This is a genomic window from Paraburkholderia lycopersici (assembly GCF_900096975.1).
GTDB lineage: Bacteria > Pseudomonadota > Gammaproteobacteria > Burkholderiales > Burkholderiaceae > Paraburkholderia > Paraburkholderia lycopersici.
Map to the genome: position 1 here is coordinate 266,798 of NZ_FMYQ01000002.1, position 26,791 is coordinate 293,588.

The window sequence follows — 26,791 nt, forward strand, 5'->3', positions numbered from 1 at the left end:
GGCGGCCGGGGCTGCGGGCCAGGGTGCGGGATTTGTGGTCGGATGCCATTGAGGAAATGATCGTTTTCCTGATCAACATGGCGGCGCCAAAACCCCTCACTCGACATTTTCTCCCCGTCCCTTATGCTGCGCCGCCAAACGCTCCTGATGCGCAGGCGGCACCGGATCATAATGGCTTAACTGAATGCTGTAATTCCCATGTCCGCCCGCAAGCGAATTCAGCCGGGACTGGTAGTCGTTCAATTCGGCAAGCGGCACTTTCCCCGCAATGACCATGGCCTGCCCGCCCATCGTGCGCGTCCCATGCACCTGCCCGCGCCGCGCGGAGAGATCGCCGATGATGTCGCCCATCGCCGCTTCGGGCGTCATCACCTCGATATCGACGATGGGTTCGAGCACGATGGGCTGCGCCTTGAGCACCGCGTCGATAAACGCCTTGCGCCCCGCAGTAACGAACGCCACTTCCTTCGAATCGACCGGATGGCTCTTGCCGTCGAACACCGTCACCCGCACGTCCTGCATTGGAAAGCCCGCGAGCGGTCCGTTGTCGACCACCTGCAAGATGCCCTTTTCGACGGCCGGCATGAACTGCGAGGGAATCGCACCGCCCTTCACCGCGTCCACAAATTCGAAGCCGGCGCCGCGCGGCAACGGTTCCACCCGCAGCATGACTTCGCCGAACTGGCCCGCGCCGCCCGTTTGCTTCTTGTGGCGGCAATGCCCCTCGGCCTTGCCGCCGATGGTCTCGCGCCACGCGATCGTCGGCGGCCGCGTCACGACTTCGAGTTTGTACTGATCGGTTAGCCGCTCGAGCATGTAGCGCAAATGCAGTTCGCCCAGCCCGCGCACGACGGTCTCGTTGGTGCCCTCCGGATGTTCGATTTGCAGGCACGGGTCTTCGGCTGCGAGCTTTTGCAGCACTTCCCACACGCGCTGCTCGTTGCCGGGCCGCGCCGGCTCGATCGCGAGGCCGTAAATCGGATTGGGAAACGCAGGGGGAGCGAGGTGGATGTTGCCGTCTTCGGGCGCGTCGTGCAGCACGGCATCGAAGCCGATGTCGTCGGCCTTCGCCACCGCGCAGATGTTGCCGGGTCCCGCGCGCTGGACCTCGGTATGTTCCTTGCCCTGCAGCATCAGCAGATGCGCCACCTTGAACGGCTGGCGCGCAGTGCCGATATAGAGCTGGCTGTCGCGCGTGACGGTGCCCTGATGAATGCGAAACACGGCCACCTTGCCGATATACGGGTCCATCACGATCTTGAAGACGTGCGCGAGCACGTGCTTCGCGGCGTCCGGTTCGGCGCGCATGGGCTCGACCTTGCCTTCGGCCTCGCGGTAGAACATCGGCGGATTGCCTTCGGTCACGTTAGGCAAGAGCCGCACGAAAACGTCGAGCAGTTGTGCAATGCCGGCCTCCGTCGTCGTGGACGTGAAGCACACCGGCACGAGATGCCCTTCGCGTAACGCACGTTCGAAGGGCTCGTGCAACTGCTCGGGGCGGATCGCCTGGCCTTGCTCGAGGTACAGCTCCATCAACTCGGGATCGAGCTCGATCACCTGATCGATGAGCGCATTGTGCGCTGCTTCCACGGAATGAAAGTCGGCCTCGCCGGCGGGATTGAAGAAACAGTCCACTACTTCGCGCCCGCCCTGTGCGGGCAGATTGATCGGCAGGCACGTCTTGCCGAAGGTCTCCTGAATCTGCGCGAGCAGTCCCGGCAAATCGACCTTTTCCGCGTCGATGCCGTTCACGACGATCATCCGGCAGAGCTTGCGCTGCTGCGCGTACGCCATCATGCGGGTGGTCGTCATCTCGATGCCGGTGCGCGCGTTGACGACGATGGCCGCCGTTTCCACCGCGGGCAGCGCGCTGATCGACATGCCGGCGAAGTCCGGATAGCCCGGCGTGTCGAGCAGGTAGATGCGCGTGTCCTGATGGTGGAAATGGGCAACGGCGGAATTGAGGGAGTGGTGGTACTTGCGTTCGAGGGGATCGAAATCGCAGAGGGCGGTGCCGCGACTGACGCTGCCTGGCGCGTGCAGCGCGCCGCCCTGGTGCAGGAGCGCTTCGGCAAGCGAGGTCTTGCCGCAGCCGGCATGGCCGACCAGAGCGATCGTGCGGATGGCTTCGGGACTGTAATCCATTTGGCGATCCATTGGTGTACAGGTTCATCCAGTGTGATCCACAATCATTCCTTGATTTCACTGTAGGATCAATGGGTTGTCAACATGATTGGCCCGACTGGAGCCATTTCTATCCAACTGCTGCCAGGCGGCTGGTGGGCTAGATGGCGGGGCAAGGTCCTTGGGGAAATACCCTATGCCAATGCTTGCCGACCGCGCGCTGCACAAACTGAAACCCGGCGACAGGCCGCTCACCGATAGTCAGGTGCCCGGACTGATGATCCGGCCCACTTACCATCGTCGGTAGTGGGCGCTGCGCTACGTGAGTCCTGCGACGCGGAAGCGCTGTGAAATGGGATTGGGGGTGTACCCGTCCACGTCGTTGCGCGATGCTCGAGCGCGCTGGAGATGCGCCGCCAGCTCGGCGACGGCCACGACCCCCTCCAGGAGCGTAGACGCGAGCAGATGGTCATCGAGCGGGATGCGAAGGTGCCCACGTTCTTGCAGCCCGCCGGGAAAAACACACGAGAAGGCAAAGAATGGTGGAAGCATGCCGACGGCAGAAATGCGCGGTGCTGGCTCCGTAGCGTAAAAGCGCACCTCGTGCCGCTGCTGGAACGTCGCGTCGATACCCTCAGGCCGCGCGACTTTTCCGATGCGCTTGCGTCTGCCTGGATCGGGCGCCCGCGTGTTGCGGATAATGTCTTTCAGCGTGCTGGTGCGATCATGGAATGGGCTTCCGCTGCGTACCCGGAGTACGTGGCTTGTAATCCGGTTCCAGGCGCGCGCCTTGCACGCATCGAACCGCACGAGGTTATGCGCGCGTGCACGTTCGTGCTGCTGCGCACGGCGGTTCGCCCGGCCGAGGCGCGCCGCATGGAGTGGAATGAGCTTGATCTTTGATCGGGCGCCGTGGCTGATCCCGGCAGAGCGAATGAAAGGCGGGGCGAACACGATGTGCCGCTCGTCCCCGGGGTGGTGAGCCTGCTGCGTGTGATATGCGAAATTCAAACGCACGATCGGTACGTTATCCTGAACGTAACCAATATTGGGCCGGTTTCCGATGTCGATCTGCAGACGTTCTTTCGGGAAACGGGCCTTGTGCCTGATACCCCGGGCCGCACGCCTGTGCCGCATGGATGGCGTGCGTGCTTTCGCGATTGGGTCGAGGCCAAAGGCCATGATCCCGGACTTGGCGAGCGCCAACTTGCGCACCAGCCATGCTGAGAGAGGGCAGTGGCATATCAACTGGATACGATGTTCGAGCGCCGCGCGCTTCTCATGGGCGCATGGACGAGCATCGAGGCCGGTATGGCGGCCGACAGGATAGTCAGCTCCGTATCGTGGGTTTCGCTCGCGCACTGACCGCTCCTTGTCATTGCTCAGCCCGTATGTCTGATGGCGGCGGCGGCGCGGGCGACACGACGACGGCGTACGCCATGTCGAGTTCTATCTCCAGCTTTAGCTCGCGCACGCAACTGGACTGCAGCGCTCCCCACCGAGCGCTCCCGTGTGGCTGCACGTCATGTACACGGGTATGGGCGGTAACGTTGTGTTTTCCACTTCGAGCGACGGAGAGACTTGGGTCCAGGAGTACAGCGTGGCGGCGCCGGTGCTTGGCGCTCTGTCGCGGTGCGGCCTGCGGGCTGACGCAAACAACCGGGGCGGCCTGGGTACCGCCAACCAGGGCGTCGCGCTGACCGGCTTCCATTGCGCGCGCGGTTAAGGGAGGCAGTGTATATTGCCGCTTCGGCCGCGCCGGATCGGCCTTCCAATAATCGATAGATACGGGGCTGAGACATGCAGGATCGAGTGGAGCGGTTCGCGACACTGGACGGAATACGCGCGGTGGCGTGCTTTCTTGTCGTGGCACATCATGCGCCGGACCTCTTCCCGTGGGTTCCGTATCCGGGCAATGCCTACCTTGCCGTCGATCTATTCTTTTGCCTGAGCGGTTTCGTGATCGCCCGAACCTACGGCGCGCAGTTGCGCAATGGCGAACTGTCGCCGGGGCGCTTTTTGCTGAACAGAGCGATCCGGTTTTATCCGCTGTATATCTTGGGGCTCGCGCCTGGAATTCCGCGATTTCTTGCGGCGTGGCATGGCACGGCTCCGGGGGCGCTTGTTGCCTTCGTTCTTTCGCCCGAGATTCTTTATTTGCCGACGTTAGGCTTGCGGGATGCATTTGTGTTAGATACCCCGGCCTGGTCGCTTTCCGCCGAGTTGCTGGTGAATGGTGTCTACGCGCGATTCGCATTTCGGTCACCGTTTGTTTGGCGGCTGCTGACGGCTATTTCGTTGTTTGCGGTCGTGGCGCACGCCGCCATTACGGGCGATGCTGATGCCGGCTGGAGCAGCGCGACCATACCGGTAGGATGGGCACGCGCCGCGCTGATGTTCTCGCTCGGGACCGTCGCGCAGCGATACGTGCGGATACATGCTGTACCAGGCAACGCAATCGCAGCGGCAGTTCTCGCTGTCGCTGCGATTGCACTGGCAGCACCTCATGCTTCGGCGTTTGCCGCGATCGCCGTGACGGTTATTGCATCTCCAGTCGCAATTTATCTCGGCGCGCGTGTCGAACCGACTGGTGTCCTGCGGACTATTCTGAAACTGGGCGGCCGGCTGTCATATGGGGTGTATATCCTGCATTTGCCCTTGATCGAATTGATCCGCATCCGCCTTCCTTTGGCGAGCCTTACGCGGACATCTGCGGAAGCTCTTGGGTTAGCGTTTATCGTGGTGCTATGCGCGGCCGTTTGGCTGCTGGAGCGCTACTACGTCCCTCCCGCGCACAGGCTGCTGCGTGGCGCCGTTGATTACCTGGCACGGCGGCCAAGGCCTGCATCGTTTGGGTAGACGACGTGCCGGTCTGAAAATCCGCATCACCACAGATAGCCGCCTCCGGGCGGTTTTTTATTTGGCCGCTATTGCGCGGCTTTTTTTTCATTTACGGTGGAGTGGATGCGCGTTAGGCCTGCCGTGGACGAAAGTGCAGGTGTCGCGCGGCCGGTGTTCAGCGTCGACGGGCATTCTCCGGAGAATGGCGCACGACGTATACGACACTGTTCGTGCCCGCCGCGCAGATCGGTACGCGGCAAATGTTCGAGCCGCTGCAGGGTGTGAATCTGGCATACTACGAGCGCTTCAGCGCGACGCTAGCCGGGCTGGTGATCGTGTGGGAACGGGGCGGACTGCCGGTTCGACTATCCACGCCTCGATCCGCGCTGGATTCACCGACCTGGCGAGATGCTGCATTTTCTCGAGCAGGACTGCCGCGTCATTGACACATCGGCGTGGCCGGATGGCCTCGACCTCGACGACCATAGTTTGAATTTCGGTTATTCGATGGCTGGATGCATGGGTGGAAACGGAGGGGCGGTCTACCGTTTAAATGAAGGCATGCAGGGCGAGTATGTGTCAATTGCATGTCACGACGTGAAGCGGAAGATGTGATTCGTCACAGCATTGAGCGTACAAAAAGCGGTCGATGGTCACGTGCGTCAAGTCTCTTATGCCCCAAAATTTAAAAAAGGTTGGGGCGCTCCGTTGGGTATCTGACTGGAATTTCGGCGCTCCGGGGCGATGTGGCCTGTGATTTCAGGAAGTCGGTACTCCATTGCTCCCGCGTTGTCGGTTCGAAGGCTTATTGCGCGCGAACGATTCTGGTGTCCTAAGCATTTATTAATCAATGCCACTGTGGAAAAGAAATGAAAAAGAAAATCTCAGCCGTTTTGATTCCAATTGCCGTCACGTCGTTGTTTGCCGGATGTGGAGGCGGTTCGGGGGGCGGGTCGGGTAGCATCGCGCCAGCAACAATCAACGGGGTGGCCGCAACTGGCGCGCCTATTGCGAATGCGGAGGTTTCGTTAAAATGCGCCTCCGGAGACGCGTCGGCGACGACGTCGACCGGCGGCGCGTGGTCGGTTAGCACTTCGGGTCTTGTCTTGCCGTGTGTTATGAGAGTGCCGACGTCTACCGGGCAGATTCTGCATTCCTATGTCACGGGGCCTGGCACGACAGACATTACACCGTTTACGGAACTCGTTACGGCGGCTCTCGCTGGCAGTACTGACACGGAAGCCTTCTTTAATACGTTCTCGGCAGCAACGGCAAGTGCGGCGAGCTCGCAGCTTCCATCGGCTTTGGCCAGTACGCGACAACTGCTCGCAAGCATCGGCATCGACACCAGTTCGCTGAATCTGATGAATCAGTCGTTTGAGCCGGCTTCGGGGAATGTGTACGACGATGCATTGGAGCTGTTGCGGACACAACTTTCTAACAATTCGACGAATCTTGGCGCTCTGGCGCAGCGGCTCGTAGTGGGCACCGTCGGGGCGACGGGTGCGACGGGGCCCGCAGGCGCCACGGGCGCGACCGGAGCTACTGGAGCAACAGGCTCTACCGGACCGCAAGGCACGACTGGGGCAACGGGTGCCACGGGAGCTACTGGCCCACAAGGCGCGACGGGCGCGCAAGGTACTCCTGGAAGCAATGGAGGGGCAGGCGTGCAGGGAGCGACGGGGGCTGCTGGTCCGACGGGTGCGACTGGACCACAGGGCGCCACCGGGGCGACGGGACCTGCTGGTTCGACGGGTGCTACCGGAGCGACAGGGTCTGCTGGTTCGACGGGTGCGACTGGACCACAGGGTGCTACCGGCGCGACAGGGTTGCAGGGAACACAGGGGGCGACGGGAAGCACCGGCGCCACCGGACCGCAAGGAGCGGCGGGGGCCACAGGAGTGACGGGGCCCACAGGAGCGACCGGTTCTCAAGGCGCCACTGGAGCGACGGGTCCCGCCGGAACAGTTTCCGGGCTCGGAACTCCCGGGAGCGCCTCAACGTCGACCGGCGCGCAATGCACGCTCGGTACGGTATGGTTGACTGCGGCTCACTATAGTCCAGGGCTTCCGGCTAACGGACAGCTATTGCTGATTGCAGATTACACGCAGTTGTTCTCGCTACTTGGCACTACCTATGGCGGGGACGGCGTCACCACGTTCGGTCTGCCAAATCTTTCTTCGGTGACGCCGAATGGCCTCACCTACATGATTTGCGTCTCTGGTGTATACCCATCTCCTGGTTGATGACCCGATGCATTTGAGCAACAGCGGCCTACAGTCCGAAGTAGGCCCTGTTCGACTCCACGCGTGCTGCTTCCTGGGGCGGGTAAAGCCGCTCGACGAGGAGGCGCTTCAGTGCGGCCCGGCCTTCATCTACCGCACCTGCATACCACGCGCTTACGGACAGTTCGTCCAGAGCCTTCCAGCGGTAAATCGATTCGTCAACGAAGAGGGTGTCTTGAGGGCGCGTCAGTGACGCCGCCCGGGCTGCGAACAGATGCGCTAAGGCAAATTCACCGCGCAAGCGGTGGTAGCGAGCGAGGTCGTGCAGGGGTTCGGCACGCGTCGGGCGGGCCTGAAAGGCGCTCAAATATGCGTCGACCACTTCGTTTCGCGGTGCGCCCAGTGCATCGGTCAGCGAGGCCGCCTGGTAGAGGCTGTACCAACATTCTTCGTCCCAGCCACCCATTGCGTGCCGTTCGCGGTATGTACGGACGCTGTCCGTAATTCGACCGGCGTCGCGATAGCTCTGGGCAAGGTAGAAACGATAACGCGCGTTTGCTGGCTCGTCGCGGACAGCGCGCTCCAGAACTTCAATGTCACGCTCGTAGGTATGCGTATCGCGCGCGCGAGCCCCATCTCGGGAAACCACGATCGTGGCGTCCGGCAAATCCACCCACGCATGGTCACGGTCCTGGGTCAGGTATTCGTGCAAGACGCCTTCCCAACGCCAGGGCTGCTTCGAAGCAACAAGTGCGTTACGCTGATAGGTCCATTCAACAAGCCTGCAACGGAACCGATAGCCATCAGCACTCAGGGCGGCCCATGAGTAGCCTTGTGGCAGCTCCAGCACCTCGTCGGCATCGATGAAAAGAAGATATTCGCCATGTGGCTTTGCAAGCGCCATGGCCTCATTGCGATTGTGCGCGAAATCACGCCACGGTCGCTCGTGCAATTCGCCGGGGACGTCCGCCATGCATTCACGGATAAGCGCCTGGGTGCCGTCGCTCGACCCCGTATCCACGATGACCCAATAGTCAATCCAGCTCTTGAGACTGGCGAGGCATCGCCCGATGACTGGCGCCTCGTTCTTGACAATCATGTTCAGGCAAATCTTCATTGAGCGCTTATCCGGACGCAAGAAGCATATTATGCATGCGGTGCCGACGACAATTTGTGGATCTGGCAATTGAGGATGGCGGCATCCAGGCACTGATACCGGGGCGGGAGAAAGGCAACACTATCGCGACCAGGGGAGTGGTGGCGTTGGTCGCCGTGCCAGTGACCACATGAAAAGAGGTCGCCGCATAAAGAGGTCGTCGTCGCAGTCTGGAGGAGCGCGGCGGCTTGAAGGTATCCCCAAGCGCACGAGCCCCACCGTGGCGTCGGGATAGATGATGGGCTGATACTTACCGGGCGGCCTGTTCCAGTTCGGCGTGTCGTTGTTGGGCAAGCGCGGATCCCGATCAAGACCGAGCGGGACGACATAGCCAATGGCTGCGAGCGCACGCGCGTGCCGATCGCCCCCGGAAGTCTCCATTGCGGATAGCTGAATTCCACGATCTGCCTTTTCCAGAACGCCTGTCGCGTGATGGACATGGGAATGACAGTTTTTTTGCCAGCTTTTGATTTCCATGCCTTATAATCCGGGCTCCCGAGCGGGTTCGAGTCCCGCCTTGGGCACCAGCAGCCGTGAAAATGAATCCGCCGCAATGGCAATTCATATGGCGGTCGTTCTGCATGGGGGTATAGCTCAGCTGGGAGAGCGCTTGCATGGCATGCAAGAGGTCAGCGGTTCGATCCCGCTTACCTCCACCAAATTAGTCGTTTGATGTCGTCCGGAACAGTCTGTCAATAGCGAAAAAAAGCCCCGAAAAATCGGGGCTTTTGCGTTTCTGGAGACCACGCTGTCTGGCTCGGTCTTCCGAAGGCACTGGCTGGTGAGCGCTACGGCCCGTCACCGGGTGGCCGGTGGCTTTAAAGGCTCGGCAATGCACAGGCCGGCGACGCTAACTCAAGGCAGTCAAGCAAGCTTGCTGAAAGCGGGGTTTTGGCCAACGCCGTCTTCCGCCTGCTCCCTACCGTTAAGGGTTCGGCATGCCGATTGACGGCGATGGTAATCACGTTGCTCGCGCAACATGACGCTTTTTATCCTCATCGTGATGGCCGCGACGTTTCTCGTCTGTGCGTGTCACTGATGACTCGGCGCACCGTGTTCCTTAAGAGCGTCGGCATCGCGATGCCACGACCGCAACCCCCTGCACTCCATCTCCATTGCTCGATGCAAGGCGTACGGCGCTTTCGCGGGCCGCGCGGCATCCTTGCGTGACGTCTTCCGGGTCGTGCGCAGTCTGTGGCGACCCCGTACATCGATCTCTTGCCGTGTTCGTCAAAAAGCGCAATGCATGGTTGACTACCATCGCTAATTTGTTTGGTGGATGATCCACGACGAAAAAGGCGAGCATTATTCGATCAAAATATTGATTCAGATCAAAGAATGCGTGAATTTTCGACTGGAGTTACGCGCGGGAGTGCCGATAGAAAAGATACCGACCCTTGATTGATCCTCGACAAACTGGTCAGGGTCATGGCGACGGTGGCTCCAGACAAATGACTGGTTGAGAACACGAATGGAAAATATCTTGCGCAAGCAAGCAAGCAAGCAAGCATCCTGACTTTGCGGCCATCGGCGGCTGCTTCATTCGATGCGGACCGTCTCCGTTCCGACCGCTGGCTGGCATGATGCCGTCGCGGGAGGGCTGTTGCAGGGATCCCGTTTGTCGCGTCCGATGCTCCTCCCCTTGTGGAGCGGGTGCCGGCGCAATCCCTGCGCGCCTCGCATGTAGCACTTCGTCATTTCGTGCCGGCCGTAGCCGTAGCCGTGCAACGGTCAGCAGGGTTCCCGGGCAGTCAGCTTGCCGGTCGATTCCGGGTTGCCGCCGAAGTGGACAGCGACGTTGCGCGCAGGATCGTCCGTCGCCGAGCCCTACTGTCTCCGGACACCGGCGCGGCGATTTCAGGTTCGCGGCCAGTCGAGCGTCGGCTCGACCGGTGTTGCGCCGGAGCCGACGACCACGACCAGACCAATCACTCTTGCCGCGGCTTTCGCCGCGCAATGCCCGCAATGCACCGGGGCGCGCACGGCCGCGAGGCCGACAACCGCGGCCGGAGCACCTCAGATTCGAGATATGACATGGAAGATCTGCGCGAGACCTTCGAGCTGAAAATTGCAGCTCACCGTGTACTCCTCGCCAGTTTGCTGGCGAAGCTTGCTGGGACGGACGAGGAATTGGAAAGCCTGCGCGAACAGGTTCTCGATGGGAACCTGGCCGCATTGGTCAGGATCCGGTATCCGGGAACCGGGGACGCGTTCTTCGAGGAGATGGAGCACGTGCTGCTGTTGGCCCACCTGGCCGCGGAGCGAGTCGAGGAGCGGCGCAGGGCCGGGAACGAGGAATAACGCGGCACCGGATTACGAACACAACGAACAAGCCGTGGGATTCGAGCCGTTCACGATGAATTTTCATATATCGCAATCCTCTGGATGGAATTGCGCGGCTCCGGAACGGGAGTTTTTCTGTCCCACGGCGTATCTAATCGAGGATCAACGATGCGAAACAATCAGCCGGTCACCCAGCGCGAGCGCGAACTCCCCGCGAACTCGACGCTCATGTCGAAAACCGATGCGCAAGGCCGGATCAATTATGCCAACGTCGATTTCGTGCAGGCCAGCGGCTTCAGTGCCGACGAGCTTCAAGGTCAGCCGCATAACATCGTGCGCCATCCCGACATGCCCGGCGAAGCGTTCGCCGACATGTGGCGCACCCTCAAGGACGGCCAGCCGTGGTCCGCGGTGGTGAAGAACCGGCACAAGAGCGGCGACCACTACTGGGTGACGGCCAACGCCGTTCCGATTGTCCGCGGCGGACAAACGACCGGATATCTGTCGATCAGGACGAGGCCGTCGCGCGAGGAAATCGCCGCGGCGGAAGCGCTATATCGCGACTTTCGGGAGGGCAGGGCCGGTAAGCGGTCCTTTCACAAGGGCTTGATCGTCCGTTCGGGGCTGATGAAAATCACCTCGTTATTCAAGACCGCGAGCGTGCGGACGAGACTTCACCTCGCGATGGCGGCGTTCGCCGCCTGGCAGATCGCGGGCTTCGTCATAGCCGGGCCGACGTCGATTCCCGCCGCCGTGACGGCCGGATTCGCCCTCGCCGGCATGGCCGCTCTCACCGTGTTTTTCGGCAGGCAGATCGCGACGCCGCTCGAACGGGTCCTTAAGGGAGCCCTCGAGGTCGCCTCCGGCGACAGATACGAGGTCAAGCCGCTCGACCGTGTCGACGAGATCGGCATGATCAATCGCGTGGTCGGCCAACTGGGCCTGATCTTGCGCTGGCTGGCACTGGACGTGAACGGGCAGGTGGCGGGCGTCCGTACCGCCAGCCGCGAGATCGCCCAGGGAAACCTCGACCTGAGCCGCCGCACCGAACAGGCGGCGACGAGCGTGCAGCAGACCGCGAGCGCGATGGCGGAGATCACGTCCGCCACGCAGAGCAACGCCGAAACGGCCCGCGAGGCCGCCTTGAGCTCCGCGCAGACCCGCGACGCCGCAACGAAGGGCGGGCAGGCCATCGAGGAAGTGGTGGTCACCATGGGCGACGTCACGTCGAGTTCGCGCAGGATCACCGACATCATCGGCGTGATCGAAGGCATTGCGTTCCAGACCAACATCCTCGCGCTGAACGCCGCGGTCGAAGCCGCGCGTGCCGGCGACCAGGGGCGGGGGTTCGCCGTGGTGGCGGGCGAGGTTCGCGCCCTCGCGCAGCGCAGCGCCACGGCGGCCGGCGAAATCAAGCAGTTGATCGGCGAAAGCGTCAGCACGGTCGATTCGCAGTCCAGCCAGGTCAACGAAACCGGCCAGACCATGAAAGAGATCGTGGAGCAGGTGAAGCGGGTTTCCGGGCTGATCGCCGAAATCAGTGCGGCCATCAGCGAGCAGAGCATCGGGATGACGCAGATCGACGGGGCAATCGAGAAGCTCGACGAAATCGCGCAGCAGAACGCGGCGCTCGTCGAGGAGACCGCGGCGGCGTCGGAAAACCTGAAGCAGCAGGCGACACAGCTTGCGCAAGCGGTCAGCGTATTCTGCTGACCGCCTGGCCGAACGTGATCGTTGTCCTTCCCGATGCGAAAACCCGGCCCCGTCAGGGACTCATGCGGTTAAACGAGGGCGGAGCGCCGAACGTCACGCAGAAAACCTCATAGAGCATCCGCTCCGCCGCGCGCCAGGCTTCTTCCACCACGCAGTACCGCACCCGGGCCGCGCCGCGGGCGATGCACTGGAACAGCGGCATATTGTTGCTGCTGCCGCGCAGATGATGGCCGAGCCGCTGGCGCAGATCGCTACTCGACCCGATGTAGACCACGTCGGTGGGGGTCGCCCGCGCGAGTCCACTGTCGGTCCAGCTTCCACTGCTGCCGTGCTGTGCTGCTTCCGCGTTCGCGCGGATCTCGTAGACGCCCGGCTGGTCCGGTACGCAGGCACGCAGCGTTTGAGCTGTTAGCGGGAGCAGCGGGGAGAACCCCTCCGTTGCGGCCACGTAGCCCATGCGAGCACGGCGGTTTCGGGAATCTGGAATGGCGAGATCGCGGCGGATGCTTGCCACCGAACGGCGCAGTACTCGCACGCCGTAGTCCTGCGCCAGAATGCGTGCGATGGCGTCGTCGGTCAGCGGCGTCTGCAGATCGCCTCGCAGCATCCGGCTCTTTTCTTCGCGGATCACGCTTTCGACCATGTGCCGGTGTACCTGCCGCGGCTTCGGAGCGAGCGTGGCAAACGGAACGATGCGTCCGTCGGCTGTGGTGAGGGAAAGCCGGCGGACGAGGCGCGAAACGCGACCCTCGTCGGCCACCACGGCCAACTGCGGGTCGGCACGCAAACGGGCGGAGAGGAGCCCTTGTGTCAGCGGCGTCAGCGTCAGCGGAGCCCCCGAGCGCAAATAATGCTCCTGTGCTGCGATGGCCGCCCCGGCGAGCGCGTCGGTCAGGCGATTGCGCGTGTTGATGAGCCGCAGACGCCCAAGCAGGGCGGACTGATTCTGGGCAAGCGCCGCACGCCGTACACGGTGCTCCAGTGCCGCCTCGTCGAGCCGGTATTCACGGATGTAACTCTCGCGGGCGTAACGCAGCACCAGCACGCCGTTTGAGTCTGCGATGCGGCCGAGCGTCGGGTTTGCAGGCCCGTTCTGTCGAGCGTCCTCCAGATGCGAACCGGACAGCCGCCCGATCTCGACCCACGCGGCGAGTCCCAGCCGGCCGATATCGGCGTCGGCTGTCGCCACCGCCCGGCTGAAGCTGCGCAGGGACAGTTCGAGAAAACGCGCCAGCACGATCTTGCCAAGCAGATCGGGGTCCATCCTTCTACCAGGTTGCATTGCTCGGTTGCCTTGCTTTGTCATCAGAGGCGCGGATACTGGCACGCTCCGGTCCGGCATGGCAACTGCGGAGCCGGCCGCCAGCGTTTCGCCGACTACATTCCCCTAGCAAGTTTTCGAGAATCGAGCATTACTTTTGCCGATTCTGTCCCCACAATATTTTTGACGCACATCAACATTTTTTGCATCAGCACCTCAAACACCGCAGGTACAGGCCGATAAAAAGTTAGTCACGCCCAGCTTGCGGGACAGGGCGTGGTTCGCAAGAACGACAGGTTGACGTGAAGACGCGTTGCCCATGCAAGGCTGGCTGACGAAGTGCAAGGCCAATGCGGTGACGGCCTGCATCGGTCTCGGTTTCTGGTCCCTTGCGACCGGAAGGCAGGCGCATTCGGCGAGGCGAGGAAGGCCCGCGCGCCACGGGGCAGGTCGTTCATGACATTCCGCAGATCGATCCCAGCCAGTTCCGGCCTTGCCTCGCAGGCTGGAATGGCACGGTCACACCCAGTTGCGGCCGCAAACACCCCCTCGCCAGTCAGCCAATCCATCCGCGAAGGATGGGTTGCATCTGGAACATGAAGCAGAACAGTCACGTTGCAAAGAAGGATTGATTGTGCGTAACAATTTGCCCGTTACCGGGCGCGAATATGAGTTGCCGAAAGACACGACGCTCATGTCGGTGACCGACTGCAATGGGCTCATCACGTATGCGAATGCGGCGTTCGTCCGGGTAAGCGGGTTTGAGCGGGAGGAACTCATCGGTCAGCCGCACAACGTGGTACGCCATCCGGACATGCCGCCCGAGGCGTTCGCCGACATGTGGGCCACCTTGCGGGCGGGATTGTCGTGGGCCGCGCTCGTGAAAAACCGGCGCAAGAACGGCGATCACTACTGGGTCCGCGCTCACGTGGCTCCCATCGATCACCGCGGCACGCTGCTCGGCTACATGTCGGTCCGCACATGGGTCGGCCGCGACGAGGTCGAAGCGGCCGACGAACTCTATCGGCGTTTTCGCAGCGGGAAGGCGACCCATCTGGGGTTCCATCGTGGCACGGTGGTGCGAAGCGGATGGATGCGCTGGGCCTCGTCGCTGAAGACGATGCGCGTGCGTTGGCGCATTCGCTGCGGCGCGCTGATTGCCGCCGCGCTCGGCATACTCGGCAACGATGCGTTCGGGCTACGAGGCGTCAGCCTCGCCGCCGTCTCGGGAATCGAGGTGGCCATCTTGCTGCTGCTGGTGGCATGGATCGACATGCAAATATCGCATCCGGTCGAGCGCGTGCTTCGCCAGGCCCTCGACATCGCGACCGGCAAGCGCAACGAAGATCTGCACATGGACCGCGTCGACGAGATCGGGATGATCCTGCGGGCGATCGAGCAGTCCGGGCTGAACCTGCGTTCGCTCGTGGACGACATCGGCGAGCAGATTCCCGGGCTGGGAAGTACCAGCCGGGAGATGGCCCAGGGCAGCATCGATCTCGGCTCGCGCAGCGAAGAGACCGCGGCGAGCCTGGAACACACCGCCGCGTCCATCGAACAGATCACCGCGGCGGTCAGGAACAACGCGCAGACCGCCGGCCGCGCGAACGAACTCGCCGTCGCGGCCAGCGCGGCGGCGGCCCATGGCTGCGAGATGATGGACAAGGTGACGGCCACCATGGACGGCATCACGGTGTCGAGCCGGCGGATCAGCGAAATCGTCGACGTGATCGACGGCATTGCGTTCCAGACCAACATCCTCGCGCTCAACGCGGCGGTGGAGGCGGCCCGCGCGGGCGAATCGGGGCGCGGCTTCGCGGTGGTGGCCGGCGAAGTCCGGGCACTGGCCCAGCGCAGTGCGAACGCGGCGAAGGAGGTCACGGCGCTGATCGGGCAGAGCGTCGCCACGATAGAGGGCGGCAATCGCCTCATCGACGAGGCGAGCACGGCGATGACCGGCATCGTCGATTCGATCACCAGCGTCACGTCGCTGATCGGCGATATCAGCTCGGCCACGCGTGAGCAGTCGGACGGCATCGGCGAGGTCAACAGCGAAGTCATCCGGTTGGAGCAGATGACGCAGCAGAACGCGACCCTCGTCGAGCAGAGCGCGGAAGTCTCCGGGCGATTGCAGCATCAGGCCGCGCGGCTGATCGAAGCTGTGACCGTATTTCAATGAGCGCTTGCGTCCTGACAGACAAAAAGATGGACGATCGATCAGGCTTACAGAATAAAGGGGATTGCGAGTGCAGAGGATAACCGGGTTGTTTGTCGCCCGTCAGCCGGTTCTGGACCGGAGCGGTTCCGTCGTCGCGCACGAGATACTGCTTGGGGACGACGATGCACAGGTGGCCGACGATCACGGGCGCTTGCGCGAACAGGCCGGGAGGGCGGAGCGTGTCCGCAGTTCGGGGGAGCTGGAACGACTGATCGGCTTGGGGGATACGTTCGTCAGTTATGCCGATGTTACGCATCCGCAGGATCTGATCGGCGAGTTGCCGTTTTCCGGCGTGGTGCTCGAGGTCGCGGCCGGATTCCTGCCGGCACCGCAGCTTGTCAGCCAATGCGAGCGGCTGCGCGCAATGGGTTATCGCCTTGCGCTCGACGGCGTGCGGGGATTCGATCCGGCACTCGAGGCGCTTCTGCCCTATGTCGATGTCGTCAAGCTGGACTGGCCCCGCATTCCCGCCGACGAAGCGGCGGGGATCGTGGCCCGGTTCAGGCAGGCCGGAAAGCAGGTACTGGCGGAAAGGATCGATCAGCGCGACGCCCATGCGAACGCGATGCTGGCCGGTTGCGACCTGTTTCAAGGATTCTTCTTCGCCACGCCGCTGGCGTCGCCGGTATCGCGCCCATCGTACGCGTTCGCCGCGATATTGAAGGTGCTTCGCATGTTGACCGCAGACGCAAGCGAGGCGGAGATCGAGCAGGCGCTGAAGGAAGCGCCAATGCTGGTCGTCCAGTTGCTTCGGCTCGCGAACAGCAGCAGCCTGCTTTCGCTGCGCAACAGGAAGATTGCGTCGATACGGCAGGCTTTTTCTGTCGTCGGCAGCCGGCAACTGACGCGCTGGTGTTGCCTGCTCCTGTACGGCAGTCCCTCCGGACTCGCAGCGGAAAACGATCCGCTGGTGCAGTTCGTGACGCAACGAGCCGCGATCATGGAATTCATCGCGCAGGAGACGGGCGGCGACAGCGGCCTCTGCCAGTCGGCCTATCTGGCCGGCTTGCTGTCGCTGGCCCATGTTTCGCACGGTGGCGATGCGAGTACGTTCATCGCGGAGTTGCCCGTCGGTCCGGCCATCAGAGCCGCCGTCACCGAGCGCGGCGGCCCGCTGGGCAGCATGCTGCTGATCGCCGAACAGCTCGAAGCAGGAGGCTACCGGGCCGCATTGGCGTCGTGCCGGGCGGCATTCGGGCCGGAACTGGCGGCGCATCTTGCGAACTGGATGCCGTGACGGCTGCGCAGATCCGGCCATCCCGTCATGGGCGGCCTCGCGGCACACTCGCCGTGAAAATGCCGCTCAAGCAACCAGGGCGACTTCCGTAAAAGTATCTGTAGCAGCTCATTTCCGGCTCGACTCACGGGCGCGATCTGTTACGCCAAGGAACGGATTCATGTCAGCGGGGAGTGACCATGCCGGAATGCAGATCTGATCGATACATCAGCGATCCGAACCTCATCGATATACTCGCCCGGTCGCTGGAAGAGGTCATTCAAGGCCTTCGGAAACCTGTGTTGCCGTCTCTCGCCGCCTGCGGAACGGCGAACGGGGGCCGGCAAATGGAACGTGGCCGCAGCGAGCCGCGTCCGCCGGACGAGCAATGCAACGGCGATCAGGAAAGCCATGTCACCAGGTCGAAGTGAGCTTCGCGACCGGGCCGCGCCAGGCGCGCCGCGAGGACGCCGATGGACGCGCGCGTGGCGATCGCGTCGTGCGCGGCGCGAGCCAGGCGCGTGCGCCGCAACCGGCTGATCCGCGAGGCGCCGGGTGCGTTTTTTCAACCCTTTCCCAATCGTTCAGGGGCTAACGTGGCAGCAGTCCAATCCATCCGTGGCACCGGTATGCAAGGCGCGGCCGGGGCCGATGCAGGCGGGCAGGAATTTCTCGTCTTCACCCTCGGCGCGGAAGAGTACGGCATCGACATCCTCAAGGTGCAGGAGATACGTGGTTACGACAGCGGGACGCGCATCGCGAACGCGCCCGACTTCATCAAGGGCGTCATCAACCTGCGCGGCATCATCGTGCCGATCGTCGACATGCGCATCAAGTTCCATCTGGGCCGCGTCGAGTACGGCCAGCAGACGGTCGTCATCATCCTGAATATTGCGCACCGCGTGGTCGGCATGGTGGTGGACGGCGTCTCGGACGTGCTCACGCTGCAGACGGACCAGATCATGCCCGCGCCCGAGTTCGGCGCCACGCTCACGACCGAGTACCTCACGGGTCTCGGCACCGTGGACGGCCGCATGCTGATCCTGCTCGACATCGAATCGCTGATGTTGAGCCCCGACATGGCGTTGATGGACGAGCCGGCAACATGAACAGCCTGCCCGACAAGGACGGCAGGCGTTAGAGAAAACTCGTTATTTCAGGAACTTGAATCGACATGAACCAGATGATCGATCCCCATACGGCTGGCCCAGGCAACGGGTCTGTCGACGTTGCAAGTGAGCGGATTCTCGCGCGTATCGCGCAACTGACGCGTACGTTGCACGATTCGCTGCGCGAGCTGGGGCTGGACAAGAACGTGGAGCAGGTCGCCGCCGCCGTGCCCGACGCGCGCAAGCGCCTCGAGTGCGTCGTGGAGATGACCGGACAGGCCGCGGACCGGGTATTGACGGCAATCGAGATCGCCATGCCCATGCAGGAGCAGCTGAGGCTCGATGCGAGCAGCCTCGATGCGCGCTGGACCCGGTGGTATGCCGCCCCGCTCGGGGAAAAAGACGTCGAAGCGCTAATGGACGACACGCGCGCGCTCTTGCAGCGGATTCCCGTCGTGACCGGCGCAGCCAGCGAGCAACTGCTCGAAATCACGCTGGCCCAGGACTTTCAGGACCTGACGGGACAGATGATCCGGAAGATCATGGAAATCATGCGCGTCATCGAGCAGCAGCTCGTGAACGTGCTGCAGGAGAACATTCCTGCGGCACGCCGCGCGCAATTCGCCGCCATCGCCGCGCCACTGGCAGCGAACGCGGATGTTCCGGATCGTCAGACCGGCGTGCAGGGCGGGGACGACGCGGGCGATGCGGCAGAGGATCAGGCGATGCTCGACGAGTTCCTCGAAAGCCTGGGATTCTGAGCAGCCGGACGAATGTGATGAGTCGTCCGGTGACGTCATGGGAGAGGGGGCAGAAACTGGATTTTTACTTTAAAGAAATCAATTCGAATGGCAAACGTTTTACAGATAAATAAATTAGCCTGATTCCGGATCGCAAACGTTAAAATCAATCGCGGATTCACCATTAATTCATAAGACAAGATACGACACAGCGTTCGAATGGCCATCGCAGCAGGCTTTGATCGGCCACCAGAGCGAAAACGCAATAAGGAGAACGCCTGTTTAAATTGCATTAATTAAAAAGACTGCCCTTAAGTAACCCGAATCGCAGCCGTTGAAGACAGATTGTGTCCGCGTGCAATCTGGTGATCTGTAATGGCAATCCATAGCGATAGTTCGTCCCCGCCTTCGGCTGGGTTCAGCCCCCCCGTATTCCGGGCGGAAGGCGAGGACGAATGGTTCGCAGAACTGGACTCGTTGAAGGGGCGCAAACGCTCGTCTGAAGATCCCCTTGACCGCATCGTGCGCTGCGCCGGGAAATTCTTCGACGTACCGGTTTGCATCGTTTCGCTGCGCGGGCGCGACGCGCAATGGTTCAAGGCAAAAGTCGGTATCGAAATCGACACGATGCCGGGCGATGGATCGTTTTGCGAAGCCGCGCTGGCTCAAAGCGATTTTTTTCTTGTCGAGGACACGCTGCTTGATCGCAACTTCGCCAGTCACCCGTTGGTGACCGGAGAGGAAGGCATTCGCTTCTACGCTGGCACGCCACTGGAAATCGAGCCGGATCTCAAGATCGGCACTTTATGCGTGCTCGACAGGAAGCCGCGCCTGTTCGGACAGAGCGAACAGGAGATGTTGAGAAACTTCGGCGCGTTGGTGATCGAAGAGTTGCGCCTGCAAATTCGCGAGATCCATTTCGAAGTCGAATTGAACAAGGTCCGCGAAGCCGAGGCGGCCAAGCTCGCATCGCAAAAGGAGCGGGCCGAGTTCCTCGCCATGGTGGCGCATGAGGTCCGCACGCCGCTCAATGCCTTTGCGGGCATGGTTGCCTTGATGGGAAGCGATGCGCTGGCCGATGACGATGGTTCGGCCATGAGCGCATTGCAGAATTCCGCCGATCACCTGGTCAGGATCGTCAACGAGGTCCTCGATTTTGCCCAGCTGGAAGAAACCGGCTTCGTCTTCCATGACGCACCGTTCGACCTGCATCGCGAACTACGTTGCGTATTCGCCGTGCTCCGGCCGCAGGCAACGGCGAAGGGATTGCAGTTCGATCTCGACCTCGACGCATCGGTACCGCAGTATGTCGTGGGCGATCGCACGCGCATCTCGCAGGTCTTGCTGAATCTCCTGACAAACGCGATCAAATTCACGCCGCAAGGATGGGTTCACGTGTACGCGACAGCCCACGCCGTCTCGGCGACGCGCGTGGCGTTGACGATCGCCGTGCGCGACACCGGCATCGGCATGACGTCCGAGGCAACGGCCAGCGTGTTCAAGCGCTACTCGCAGGCCGATCCGCACGTCCGCAAGAAATATGGCGGGACGGGCCTCGGGCTCGTGATTTGCCGGAAACTCGTCGAAGCGATGGGGGGAAGCATTACCGTCGACAGCGTTCCGAAGGCCGGTTCGGTTTTTACGCTGCGCATTCCGTTCGAGAAGGCGACGTTTCAGGCGCCCGGCGCCACGGTTCGCGATGATCGCGACGGCCACGGCATCAACCGCGCAGGCCTCACGATACTGGTCGTGGACGATGACGCCGTGAGCCGCAAAGTGACGAGCGCGCTGCTCCTTCGCCTCGGCTACGCCGTCGAGGCCGTGGCGACCGGGCGCGAAGCGCTCGCCGCATTGCGCTCGCGGCCATTCGATATTGCGTTCGTCGATCTCGGCATGCCGGATCTCGATGGGCTTTCGCTGGCTCGGGAGCTGCATCTGCAACCTGAGTTCGGCGTGCCGCCTCCCCTGATCGCATTGACGGGCCGCGCGAAGCCCAGCGACGAGCCCCAGCTCGACCTTTTCGACGACTACCTCGTCAAGCCCGCAAGCGTCACATCACTCGACGAAGCCATCATGAGCATTCTCTCGCGCCGGGAAAATGTATCGACCGGCGCCTCCGGACTGGAAAGCCTCGAGTGAAACCCTCCCTGAATGAGCTGGGGCCGACGACGCATCGCCCGTTCGTGCGACGGATCGGTTGGCTCGGCACCACCGCGCTGGCGGTGGGGGGATGCAACCAGAATCTGCTTCTCGTCACGGCGCTGTTCGTGGGCGAGGGGAGCATTCCAGGCCACGGGAGCGCCGCGGTGCTGCTGCTGCTGGCCGGTCTTCTGCTGGGCTATGCCGCGCTTCCCGGCTGGATCGAGCTGGTGATGATGTCGCCCAACCGGGTCGGCGGCGTCGCATCGGCCTGCGCAGAGGCATTCAAGCCCTACGGCAGCATGCTTTCGACGTTGACGGGCATGTGTTACTGGTGGGGGCGCATACCGGTCTGCGGACTGGCCGCCTTGCTTTGCGCCACCGCGATCAATCGATGGTTTCTCGCCGGCGTTCCGGTTCCCGCCATCGCCTGTGCGCTGCTCGGACTGTCGACGCTGGCCAGCCTGCGTGGAATCCAGTGGGTGGCGCGGCTCGCCGTGCCGGTCGCGACGGGCTCCGCATTGCTGGCGCTCGCCGCCATCGTCGGACCGATGCTGACGGGCACGGCCGACTGGTCGAGGGCCACCGACCTGCACTTGACGCTTCCGTTCGCGGGCTGGTTCGGCACACTCACGTCGGCGATGTCGGGGCTCTACCTGGTCGGATTCGTCGCGCCCGCATTCGAGGCCGCCGCGTGCCATGCGGCGGAAACCTTGAATCCCGAGCGAAACGTGCCGCGCGCGATGAAGGCCAGCGCGGCGATGGCGGCCGTCTATTTCGTGGGACTCCCGCTCGTCTGGCTGCTTGTCCCCGCTGCGGGGCCGTTGGGCGCCGACCTCGGCCTGCTGATGGGCGCGGCCTTCGCGCCCGCCTTCGGCGCGCTGGCCAAGTGCGCGGCCGTGTGGTTCATCGTGTTCAACACGCTCATGGGCGCGCTTCAGCCGCTGGCGGGGGCCTCGCGCACGCTTTCGCAACTGGCTGACGACGGTCTCGCGCCCGGTTGCCTTTCGCGCCGAAATGCCAACGACGCCCCGGTCGCGGCCACGCTCGTCACGGCGGGCGCGGCCGCCGTGTTTCTCCTCGCCGACGTTCCCGTCTGGCTTGTCGCCGCCGCGAACTTCGCCTATCTGTTCGGCATCGCCATGCCGGGCATCGCCGTGTGGCTGATGCGGCGCCACGAACCGCTGGCTTTGCGTCTATACCGGGCGCCCCGATTCACGATCGGACTCGGCCTCGCCGCTGCTCTCGCGTGGTGCGGGGTCACTGTCCTCGGTCTCCAGCAGTTTGGCCGCGCCGCTTTCCTGACGGGGCTGGCGATGGCTTACTCGGGCGTCGCGATCTACGCATGGCGAAAGTGGGAGGACCGGCGCCGCGCCGGGTTGACCGGCCTCGCCTTCACGCTGCAGTTCCGGTTGACCGGCGCGATGCTGCTGGTGCTCGCCCTCTACGGAGCGGGCTATTTCCTCGCCGTTTCGCAACTGCCGCCTGGCCTCGTGGTCTTGAGGGCCGCGCTCGAAGACCTGTTCGTGGTGGTCGCCATGCTGACCATCATGGTCGGCATCGTGTTGCCGGGCATGATCGCGCACTCGGCGCAGGAAGTTGCGCGGGTCGCGAGAAATCTATCGAGAGGCACGCTGCGCGACTTTTCGAACGCCATGAATGCGCTCGGCCGCGGCGACCTCGACGCGGCAGAGGCCATCATCGACATCAAGCCTGTCGAGGCGCGCTCGAACGACGAACTGGGCGAGCTGGCGGCCAGCTTCAACGAATTGCAGGTGGAGGTGGCGTCGGCCGCGCTTGGACTCGCGGGCGCGCGGCAGGGATTGCGCGAAGCCCGGGAACGCCTGACTCGCGCGAACACGGCGTTGCAGCAGAAGTTCACCGAGCAGCAGCAACTGGCGGCGGAACTGCTGATCGCCAAGAATGCCGCGGAGATTTCGAGCGCGGCCAAGAACCGCTTCATGGCGCGCATGAGTCACGAGCTCAGAACGCCGCTCAACGGCGTGATCGGTCCGGTGGAGCTGCTGCTCGATTTCGAGCAGAGTGCCGAGCAGCATCGGCTGTTGACCATGATCCGCCATTCCGGCGCCACGCTGAGAGACCTCATCGAGCGCATTCTGGACATTGCCGGGATCGAAGAAGGCCTCGTCGCGCTCAACAAGGAGCGCTTCGACATAGTCGGCCTCGTCAAGGAAGCCGCGCACCCGTTCGTTCTCGACGCCGAGGCGAGGGGGCTGGCGTTTCATCTGGAGATCGAAGGGCTGGAGGATGCAATCGTCTGGTCCGATTCCGGGCGCATCCGGCAGATCATCGTCAACCTTCTGTCGAACGCCCTGAAATTTACCGGACATGGCGGCGTCGGGCTGCGCGTGAATCTGCTGTCCGGCCCCGGTGGAAACGGCCATCTGCGGATAGCGGTTCAGGATACCGGACGCGGGATTTCCCCTGATAACCACGAGCGCATCTTCATGCCGTTCGCTCAGGCAGACGAGAGTCGAACCCGGGAGTGCGATGGAGCCGGTGTGGGTCTCTTTCTCGTCCGCGAACTGGTGGTGCGCTTCGGTGGAGAAATCGAGGTGACGAGCGAGTTGGGCAGCGGCGCGACATTCGTGGTGCGCTTGCCCGTGGACCTTACGTGGGCGGAGGCCCGGCTCAATGCCTCGCCTTCAGACGATTTACCGATGGCGGAGCCGCCGATGATCGATACGGTGCCTGACATTCCCCCGGCGGCGCAGGATCCGGCCAGGCCGGCGCCCCCGGTCTGCGCCTGTCCGCCGGAGCAAATCGGTTCGCCGCCGCGCATCCTGCTCGCCGAGGACAACCAGGTCAATCGGGCGGTCGTGGTGGCATCGCTTGGCCGTCTCGGTTTGACTGCGGAGATCGCGGTGGACGGCGAGCAAGCAGTACGCGTATTCGAGCAATCGCATTTCGATCTCATCCTCATGGATTGCCATATGCCGAAAATGGACGGCATGGCGGCGATTGCCGCCATCCGCGCCTCGGAGCGCGCGCGCGAAATGCCCCCCATGCCGATCATCGCCATCACGGCGGACCTGACTTCGGCAAACGTCGCGCAGTGCATGGCCGCGGGCGCGTCGGAAGTGCTTGCGAAGCCGTTCACATTTGCACAATTCTCGGAGAGAGTCATGTTCAGGGTAAATGCGGCCGGTTCGCCGGGCGACGACGCGGCCAGCGGCAGCAGCGTGGCCGTGCGAGGCGGGCATCCGGCGCAGCAAGATGCGCAGATCGACATGCAATGTATCGACGAACTGTCCGATCTGGCGGACGGCGACGACGGAATGGCGCTGGCCGCCGACATCGTCACCACGTTCCGCGAGGATGGCGCACGTCAGATGGCCGAATTGAACCTGGCCATATCGACGCGGACGATGTTGCAGGTCGGCCGAATCGCCCATTCCCTGAAATCCAGCAGTGCGTATGTCGGGGCGAGCGGCTTTTCCGCCCTGATGAAAGAGATGGAAATGCGGGCATCCGCCAACGACAACGACAACGGAACAATCTCTGATCTTATGGAACGAGCCGAGCGCGCATTTGCCTTGATCGACGAGCGTCTTTCGGAAGTGGTTCGGGAGATGACATGACGGAGGCGAGCAATGATCGTGGCGGCGCGGCCTTGATCGTCGAGGACGATCCGGTTCAGATCAAGATCATCCAGGCGATGACGAACCAGCTCGACGTCGAAACCGTCATGGCGACCAACGTGAACGAAGCGCTGCGTCTGCTGCGGGATACAAGCATCGAGTGGATATTGCTCGATCTGAAGCTGGGCGAAGAATTCGGCCTCGATCTGCTGCGCAATCTGGGGGCCATCCAGCCGCCGCGCTCCGTTATTCTGGTGAGCGGATGCGACAAGAAAACCCAGGCGGCGGCGATGCGGCTGGCCCAGACTCAGGGCGTCCACGTAGCGGGCTCGCTGAGCAAGCCGATTAACCGGGACGAGCTGGGGCGCTTGTTGAAGCAGAGGACGCCGAATCATCCGTTGCAGTCGTCGCAGCGCGAACCGGCTGCCGTGTGTGCGGCGGATCTTGCGTCTGCGATCGAAGCCGGCGAGATCGTTCCTCTGTACCAGCCCAAGATATCGCTTTCGAGCGGTATACCGATAGGTGTCGAGGCGCTGGCGCGATGGCCGTCGCCAAAGATGGGCAATATCAGCGCCGACGTGTTCATCCCGCTCGCGGAGTCGTCGGGGCAGATTCGCTCGCTGACGGAAATCGTGTTGAGAAAGGCGCTGGAGGCTTGTGCGCGCTGGACCGACGAATTTCCGCATCTGTCACTATCGGTCGCGGTAAACGTGAGTCCATTGGCGATCGATTGGGCGTTGCTCGCCTTCGTCGGGACGGTCCTCAAGGAAACCGGAGTTCCGGCCAGTCGCCTCGTTCTGGAAATCACGGAGGGTAACGACCTCGGTAATTCCTTCGAAGTCAGCGACGTGCTGACGCGTCTGCGGATCATCGGCGTGCAGTTGTCGATCGACGACTTCGGGACCGGTTATGCCTCGCTGCTGTCGCTTTTTAGAATGCCTTTCAACGAGCTGAAGCTCGACCGGGCATTCGTTTCGTCGGCGAGCAGCGACGTCGATGCAGACCGGATGCTGCGCTCGATCGTCAGGATGGCACATGAAATGGGCCTTCGCACCATTGCCGAAGGCATCGAGACGGAAGATGCGCTGCGCTGCTTGCAGGATTATGGCTGCGATGCCGGCCAGGGATGGCTGTGGGCGCCGGCGTTGACGGAAAATAATCTGGTCCAGTGGTTGCGCAGCGGGGTGGGCGGCTGGGTCCCCGCAGGGTACGACGGGGGCCGGTGCGTTCCTGCGCTCCCGGGACATTGAGTATCGGTTGGAGGGGCATGGTGAATCGCGATCGGAGCATTTCTGGCGACACGCGCGAGAGCGTCGAGCTCGCGTGTCGGGCCGCGGGGTTGCCCCGTTGGGAGGTGCTTGCCGCAGCCTGTCGCAACGGCCGCCTCGTGAGAGTGGCTTTCGCGAGTCCGCGCCCGGCGGAATTCGTCAAGGAGTTCGCGGAAATTGTCAGGGCGAGCGGAATGAAATTCGTCGTCGACCGGGACCTGGAGCTCTACATAGGCGGGGGCGATGCGATCGGGCCTGGCCGGCAACGGGGCGGGGAGGATCTGCGGGATCTCGTGATCGGCGAGCTCATGGATTTGGGCGCTGTCGGTGAAAAAGAGCGTAAGGCACTGCGCGCAGAGCTGTCCGCCGTGCAGCGCGCGGCGGGCGTCAAGTACAGAAACCGGCGCAGGCCGATGCGGTTGACCGGCGTTTCGGCGCTGGTGCTCGACGACGACGCGGTGTCCAGAAAAGTGCTGGCAGCCGCGTTGCAGCGCGAAGGTTGCGCCGTGAAGTCGGTCGGCGACATCGACGAAGCGTTCCAGTGGTTGAGCAAGTCTCCACCCGACGTCGTGATCGTGGATATCTCGCTGGGCGGCACGGTCGACGGGTTCGCCGTCTGCGAAATGATTCATGCGAGTCCGCCACTGCAGGCGACGCCCGTCATCATGGTCACCGGCTATCCCCAGGTCAATCCGCAGGAACGGGCTGAAAAGACCGGCGCTCGCGCGTACTTCGAAAAGCCGGTCAAGCCGCTCAAGCTGAGGGAAAGCGTTCTCAAGTTCATTGGGCGCGATCTGAGGTAGGCGCGCCAGGCGATCTTTTGAGCCCGGCTGGGGCCGTTGCCCGGCGGCGTGGCGGCGGCCGGGCTTTACCGGTATCTGTACGCCGTGCATTGA

The 26,791-nt window shown here is 62.8% G+C and carries 20 protein-coding genes and 1 tRNA gene; 15 read left to right on the forward strand and 6 right to left on the reverse strand.

The genetic code is table 11. The annotated features are described in order from the left end of the window. Window positions 1–96 precede the first annotated feature (96 nt). Together fusA and BLU17_RS04060 are read right to left on the reverse strand one after the other, a co-directional pair. Window positions 97–2,145: an elongation factor G gene (fusA, locus tag BLU17_RS04055; protein WP_091994790.1), complete on the reverse strand. Its 2,049-nt coding sequence runs from the start codon at window positions 2,143–2,145 to the stop codon at window positions 97–99. 297 nt (window positions 2,146–2,442) lie between these two features. Further along, entirely contained in the window at window positions 2,443–3,330 is an 888-nt protein-coding gene (locus BLU17_RS04060) for a hypothetical protein (protein WP_091994793.1), read from the reverse strand. A gap of 30 nt (window positions 3,331–3,360) precedes the next feature. On the opposite strand from BLU17_RS04060, the gene BLU17_RS34180 reads away from it, so the two are divergent. The 3 genes from BLU17_RS34180 to BLU17_RS04075 all read left to right on the forward strand — a co-directional run bounded on the left by BLU17_RS34180 (window position 3,361) and on the right by BLU17_RS04075 (window position 5,580). Next, on the forward strand, window positions 3,361–3,489 hold the full coding sequence (locus BLU17_RS34180) for a hypothetical protein (protein WP_281247798.1): 129 nt from the start codon (window positions 3,361–3,363) through the stop codon (window positions 3,487–3,489). 435 nt (window positions 3,490–3,924) lie between these two features. Beyond that, entirely contained in the window at window positions 3,925–4,983 is a 1,059-nt protein-coding gene (locus BLU17_RS04070) for an acyltransferase family protein (protein WP_091994800.1), read from the forward strand. 390 nt (window positions 4,984–5,373) lie between these two features. Next, on the forward strand, window positions 5,374–5,580 hold the full coding sequence (locus tag BLU17_RS04075) for a hypothetical protein (protein ID WP_091994805.1): 207 nt from the start codon (window positions 5,374–5,376) through the stop codon (window positions 5,578–5,580). A 232-nt stretch (window positions 5,581–5,812) separates the two neighbouring features. Here BLU17_RS04075 and BLU17_RS33630 read toward each other — a convergent pair whose 3' ends face one another. Further along, complete coding sequence (locus BLU17_RS33630; RefSeq protein WP_245746724.1) at window positions 5,813–6,058, reverse strand: hypothetical protein; 246 nt, start codon at window positions 6,056–6,058, stop codon at window positions 5,813–5,815. Window positions 6,059–6,329: 271 nt separating this feature from the next. Here BLU17_RS33630 and BLU17_RS34185 point away from each other — a divergent pair, with 271 nt between their 5' ends. Further along, on the forward strand, window positions 6,330–7,211 hold the full coding sequence (locus tag BLU17_RS34185) for a tail fiber protein (protein ID WP_281247800.1): 882 nt from the start codon (window positions 6,330–6,332) through the stop codon (window positions 7,209–7,211). Between the two features lie 28 nt (window positions 7,212–7,239). On the opposite strand, the gene BLU17_RS04085 is transcribed toward BLU17_RS34185, so the two are convergent. Together BLU17_RS04085 and BLU17_RS32190 are read right to left on the reverse strand one after the other, a co-directional pair. Further along, on the reverse strand, window positions 7,240–8,307 hold the full coding sequence (locus BLU17_RS04085; protein WP_176928910.1) for a tetratricopeptide repeat-containing glycosyltransferase: 1,068 nt from the start codon (window positions 8,305–8,307) through the stop codon (window positions 7,240–7,242). 120 nt (window positions 8,308–8,427) lie between these two features. Next, window positions 8,428–8,823 (reverse strand): hypothetical protein, encoded by a 396-nt coding sequence (locus tag BLU17_RS32190; protein ID WP_143189174.1) that lies wholly within the window; start codon window positions 8,821–8,823, stop codon window positions 8,428–8,430. 106 nt (window positions 8,824–8,929) lie between these two features. On the opposite strand from BLU17_RS32190, the gene BLU17_RS04090 reads away from it, so the two are divergent. The 3 genes from BLU17_RS04090 (at window position 8,930) to BLU17_RS04100 (ending at window position 12,342) form a co-directional block, all read left to right on the forward strand. Beyond that, window positions 8,930–9,005, forward strand: a tRNA-Ala gene (locus tag BLU17_RS04090). Window positions 9,006–10,380: 1,375 nt separating this feature from the next. Continuing rightward, entirely contained in the window at window positions 10,381–10,647 is a 267-nt protein-coding gene (locus BLU17_RS04095) for a hypothetical protein (protein WP_091994817.1), read from the forward strand. A 150-nt stretch (window positions 10,648–10,797) separates the two neighbouring features. Beyond that, complete coding sequence (locus tag BLU17_RS04100) at window positions 10,798–12,342, forward strand: methyl-accepting chemotaxis protein (RefSeq protein WP_091994821.1); 1,545 nt, start codon at window positions 10,798–10,800, stop codon at window positions 12,340–12,342. A gap of 52 nt (window positions 12,343–12,394) precedes the next feature. Here BLU17_RS04100 and BLU17_RS04105 read toward each other — a convergent pair whose 3' ends face one another. Then, window positions 12,395–13,606 carry a GIY-YIG nuclease family protein gene (locus tag BLU17_RS04105; RefSeq protein WP_218136992.1) on the reverse strand — a complete coding sequence of 404 codons (1,212 nt, stop codon included), beginning with the start codon at window positions 13,604–13,606 and terminating at the stop codon, window positions 12,395–12,397. A 526-nt stretch (window positions 13,607–14,132) separates the two neighbouring features. Here BLU17_RS04105 and BLU17_RS04110 point away from each other — a divergent pair. The 8 genes from BLU17_RS04110 to BLU17_RS04145 all read left to right on the forward strand — a co-directional run bounded on the left by BLU17_RS04110 (window position 14,133) and on the right by BLU17_RS04145 (window position 26,698). Continuing rightward, the gene (locus tag BLU17_RS04110) at window positions 14,133–15,782 is read left to right on the forward strand and encodes a methyl-accepting chemotaxis protein (protein WP_342713801.1); all 1,650 of its coding nucleotides are present in this window, start codon (window positions 14,133–14,135) and stop codon (window positions 15,780–15,782) included. 85 nt (window positions 15,783–15,867) lie between these two features. Then, complete coding sequence (locus BLU17_RS04115; RefSeq protein ID WP_176928911.1) at window positions 15,868–17,058, forward strand: EAL and HDOD domain-containing protein; 1,191 nt, start codon at window positions 15,868–15,870, stop codon at window positions 17,056–17,058. A gap of 575 nt (window positions 17,059–17,633) precedes the next feature. After that, window positions 17,634–18,146: a chemotaxis protein CheW gene (locus BLU17_RS04120; protein WP_091995106.1), complete on the forward strand. Its 513-nt coding sequence runs from the start codon at window positions 17,634–17,636 to the stop codon at window positions 18,144–18,146. A gap of 65 nt (window positions 18,147–18,211) precedes the next feature. After that, entirely contained in the window at window positions 18,212–18,907 is a 696-nt protein-coding gene (locus BLU17_RS04125; protein ID WP_425434059.1) for a protein phosphatase CheZ, read from the forward strand. Between the two features lie 354 nt (window positions 18,908–19,261). Continuing rightward, a complete protein-coding gene (locus BLU17_RS04130; RefSeq protein WP_091994832.1) occupies window positions 19,262–21,025 on the forward strand; it encodes an ATP-binding response regulator in 1,764 nt (587 codons plus the stop codon). Then, window positions 21,022–24,627 (forward strand): ATP-binding protein, encoded by a 3,606-nt coding sequence (locus BLU17_RS04135; protein WP_091994835.1) that lies wholly within the window; start codon window positions 21,022–21,024, stop codon window positions 24,625–24,627. Before BLU17_RS04130 ends, BLU17_RS04135 begins: the two co-directional genes overlap by 4 nt. Continuing rightward, window positions 24,624–25,877, forward strand: a complete 1,254-nt coding sequence (locus tag BLU17_RS04140) for a two-component system response regulator (RefSeq protein ID WP_091994838.1) — start codon at window positions 24,624–24,626, stop codon at window positions 25,875–25,877. Before BLU17_RS04135 ends, BLU17_RS04140 begins: the two co-directional genes overlap by 4 nt. A 212-nt stretch (window positions 25,878–26,089) precedes the next feature. After that, complete coding sequence (locus tag BLU17_RS04145; RefSeq protein WP_176928913.1) at window positions 26,090–26,698, forward strand: response regulator; 609 nt, start codon at window positions 26,090–26,092, stop codon at window positions 26,696–26,698. Window positions 26,699–26,791 lie beyond the last annotated feature (93 nt).

Excerpts from the sequence above, each read along its gene's own strand:
- fusA (WP_091994790.1), bottom strand. The coding sequence starts at position 2,145 with ATGGATTACAGTCCCGAAGCCATCCGCACGATCGCTCTGGTCGGCCAT.
- BLU17_RS04070 (WP_091994800.1), top strand. The coding sequence starts at position 3,925 with ATGCAGGATCGAGTGGAGCGGTTCGCGACACTGGACGGAATACGCGCG.
- BLU17_RS04075 (WP_091994805.1), top strand. The coding sequence starts at position 5,374 with ATGCTGCATTTTCTCGAGCAGGACTGCCGCGTCATTGACACATCGGCG.
- BLU17_RS34185 (WP_281247800.1), top strand. The coding sequence starts at position 6,330 with ATGAATCAGTCGTTTGAGCCGGCTTCGGGGAATGTGTACGACGATGCA.
- BLU17_RS04085 (WP_176928910.1), bottom strand. The coding sequence starts at position 8,307 with ATGAAGATTTGCCTGAACATGATTGTCAAGAACGAGGCGCCAGTCATC.
- BLU17_RS32190 (WP_143189174.1), bottom strand. The coding sequence starts at position 8,823 with ATGGAAATCAAAAGCTGGCAAAAAAACTGTCATTCCCATGTCCATCAC.
- BLU17_RS04095 (WP_091994817.1), top strand. The coding sequence starts at position 10,381 with ATGGAAGATCTGCGCGAGACCTTCGAGCTGAAAATTGCAGCTCACCGT.
- BLU17_RS04100 (WP_091994821.1), top strand. The coding sequence starts at position 10,798 with ATGCGAAACAATCAGCCGGTCACCCAGCGCGAGCGCGAACTCCCCGCG.
- BLU17_RS04105 (WP_218136992.1), bottom strand. The coding sequence starts at position 13,606 with ATGGACCCCGATCTGCTTGGCAAGATCGTGCTGGCGCGTTTTCTCGAA.
- BLU17_RS04125 (WP_425434059.1), top strand. The coding sequence starts at position 18,212 with ATGAACCAGATGATCGATCCCCATACGGCTGGCCCAGGCAACGGGTCT.
- BLU17_RS04130 (WP_091994832.1), top strand. The coding sequence starts at position 19,262 with ATGGCAATCCATAGCGATAGTTCGTCCCCGCCTTCGGCTGGGTTCAGC.
- BLU17_RS04140 (WP_091994838.1), top strand. The coding sequence starts at position 24,624 with ATGACGGAGGCGAGCAATGATCGTGGCGGCGCGGCCTTGATCGTCGAG.
- BLU17_RS04145 (WP_176928913.1), top strand. The coding sequence starts at position 26,090 with ATGAAATTCGTCGTCGACCGGGACCTGGAGCTCTACATAGGCGGGGGC.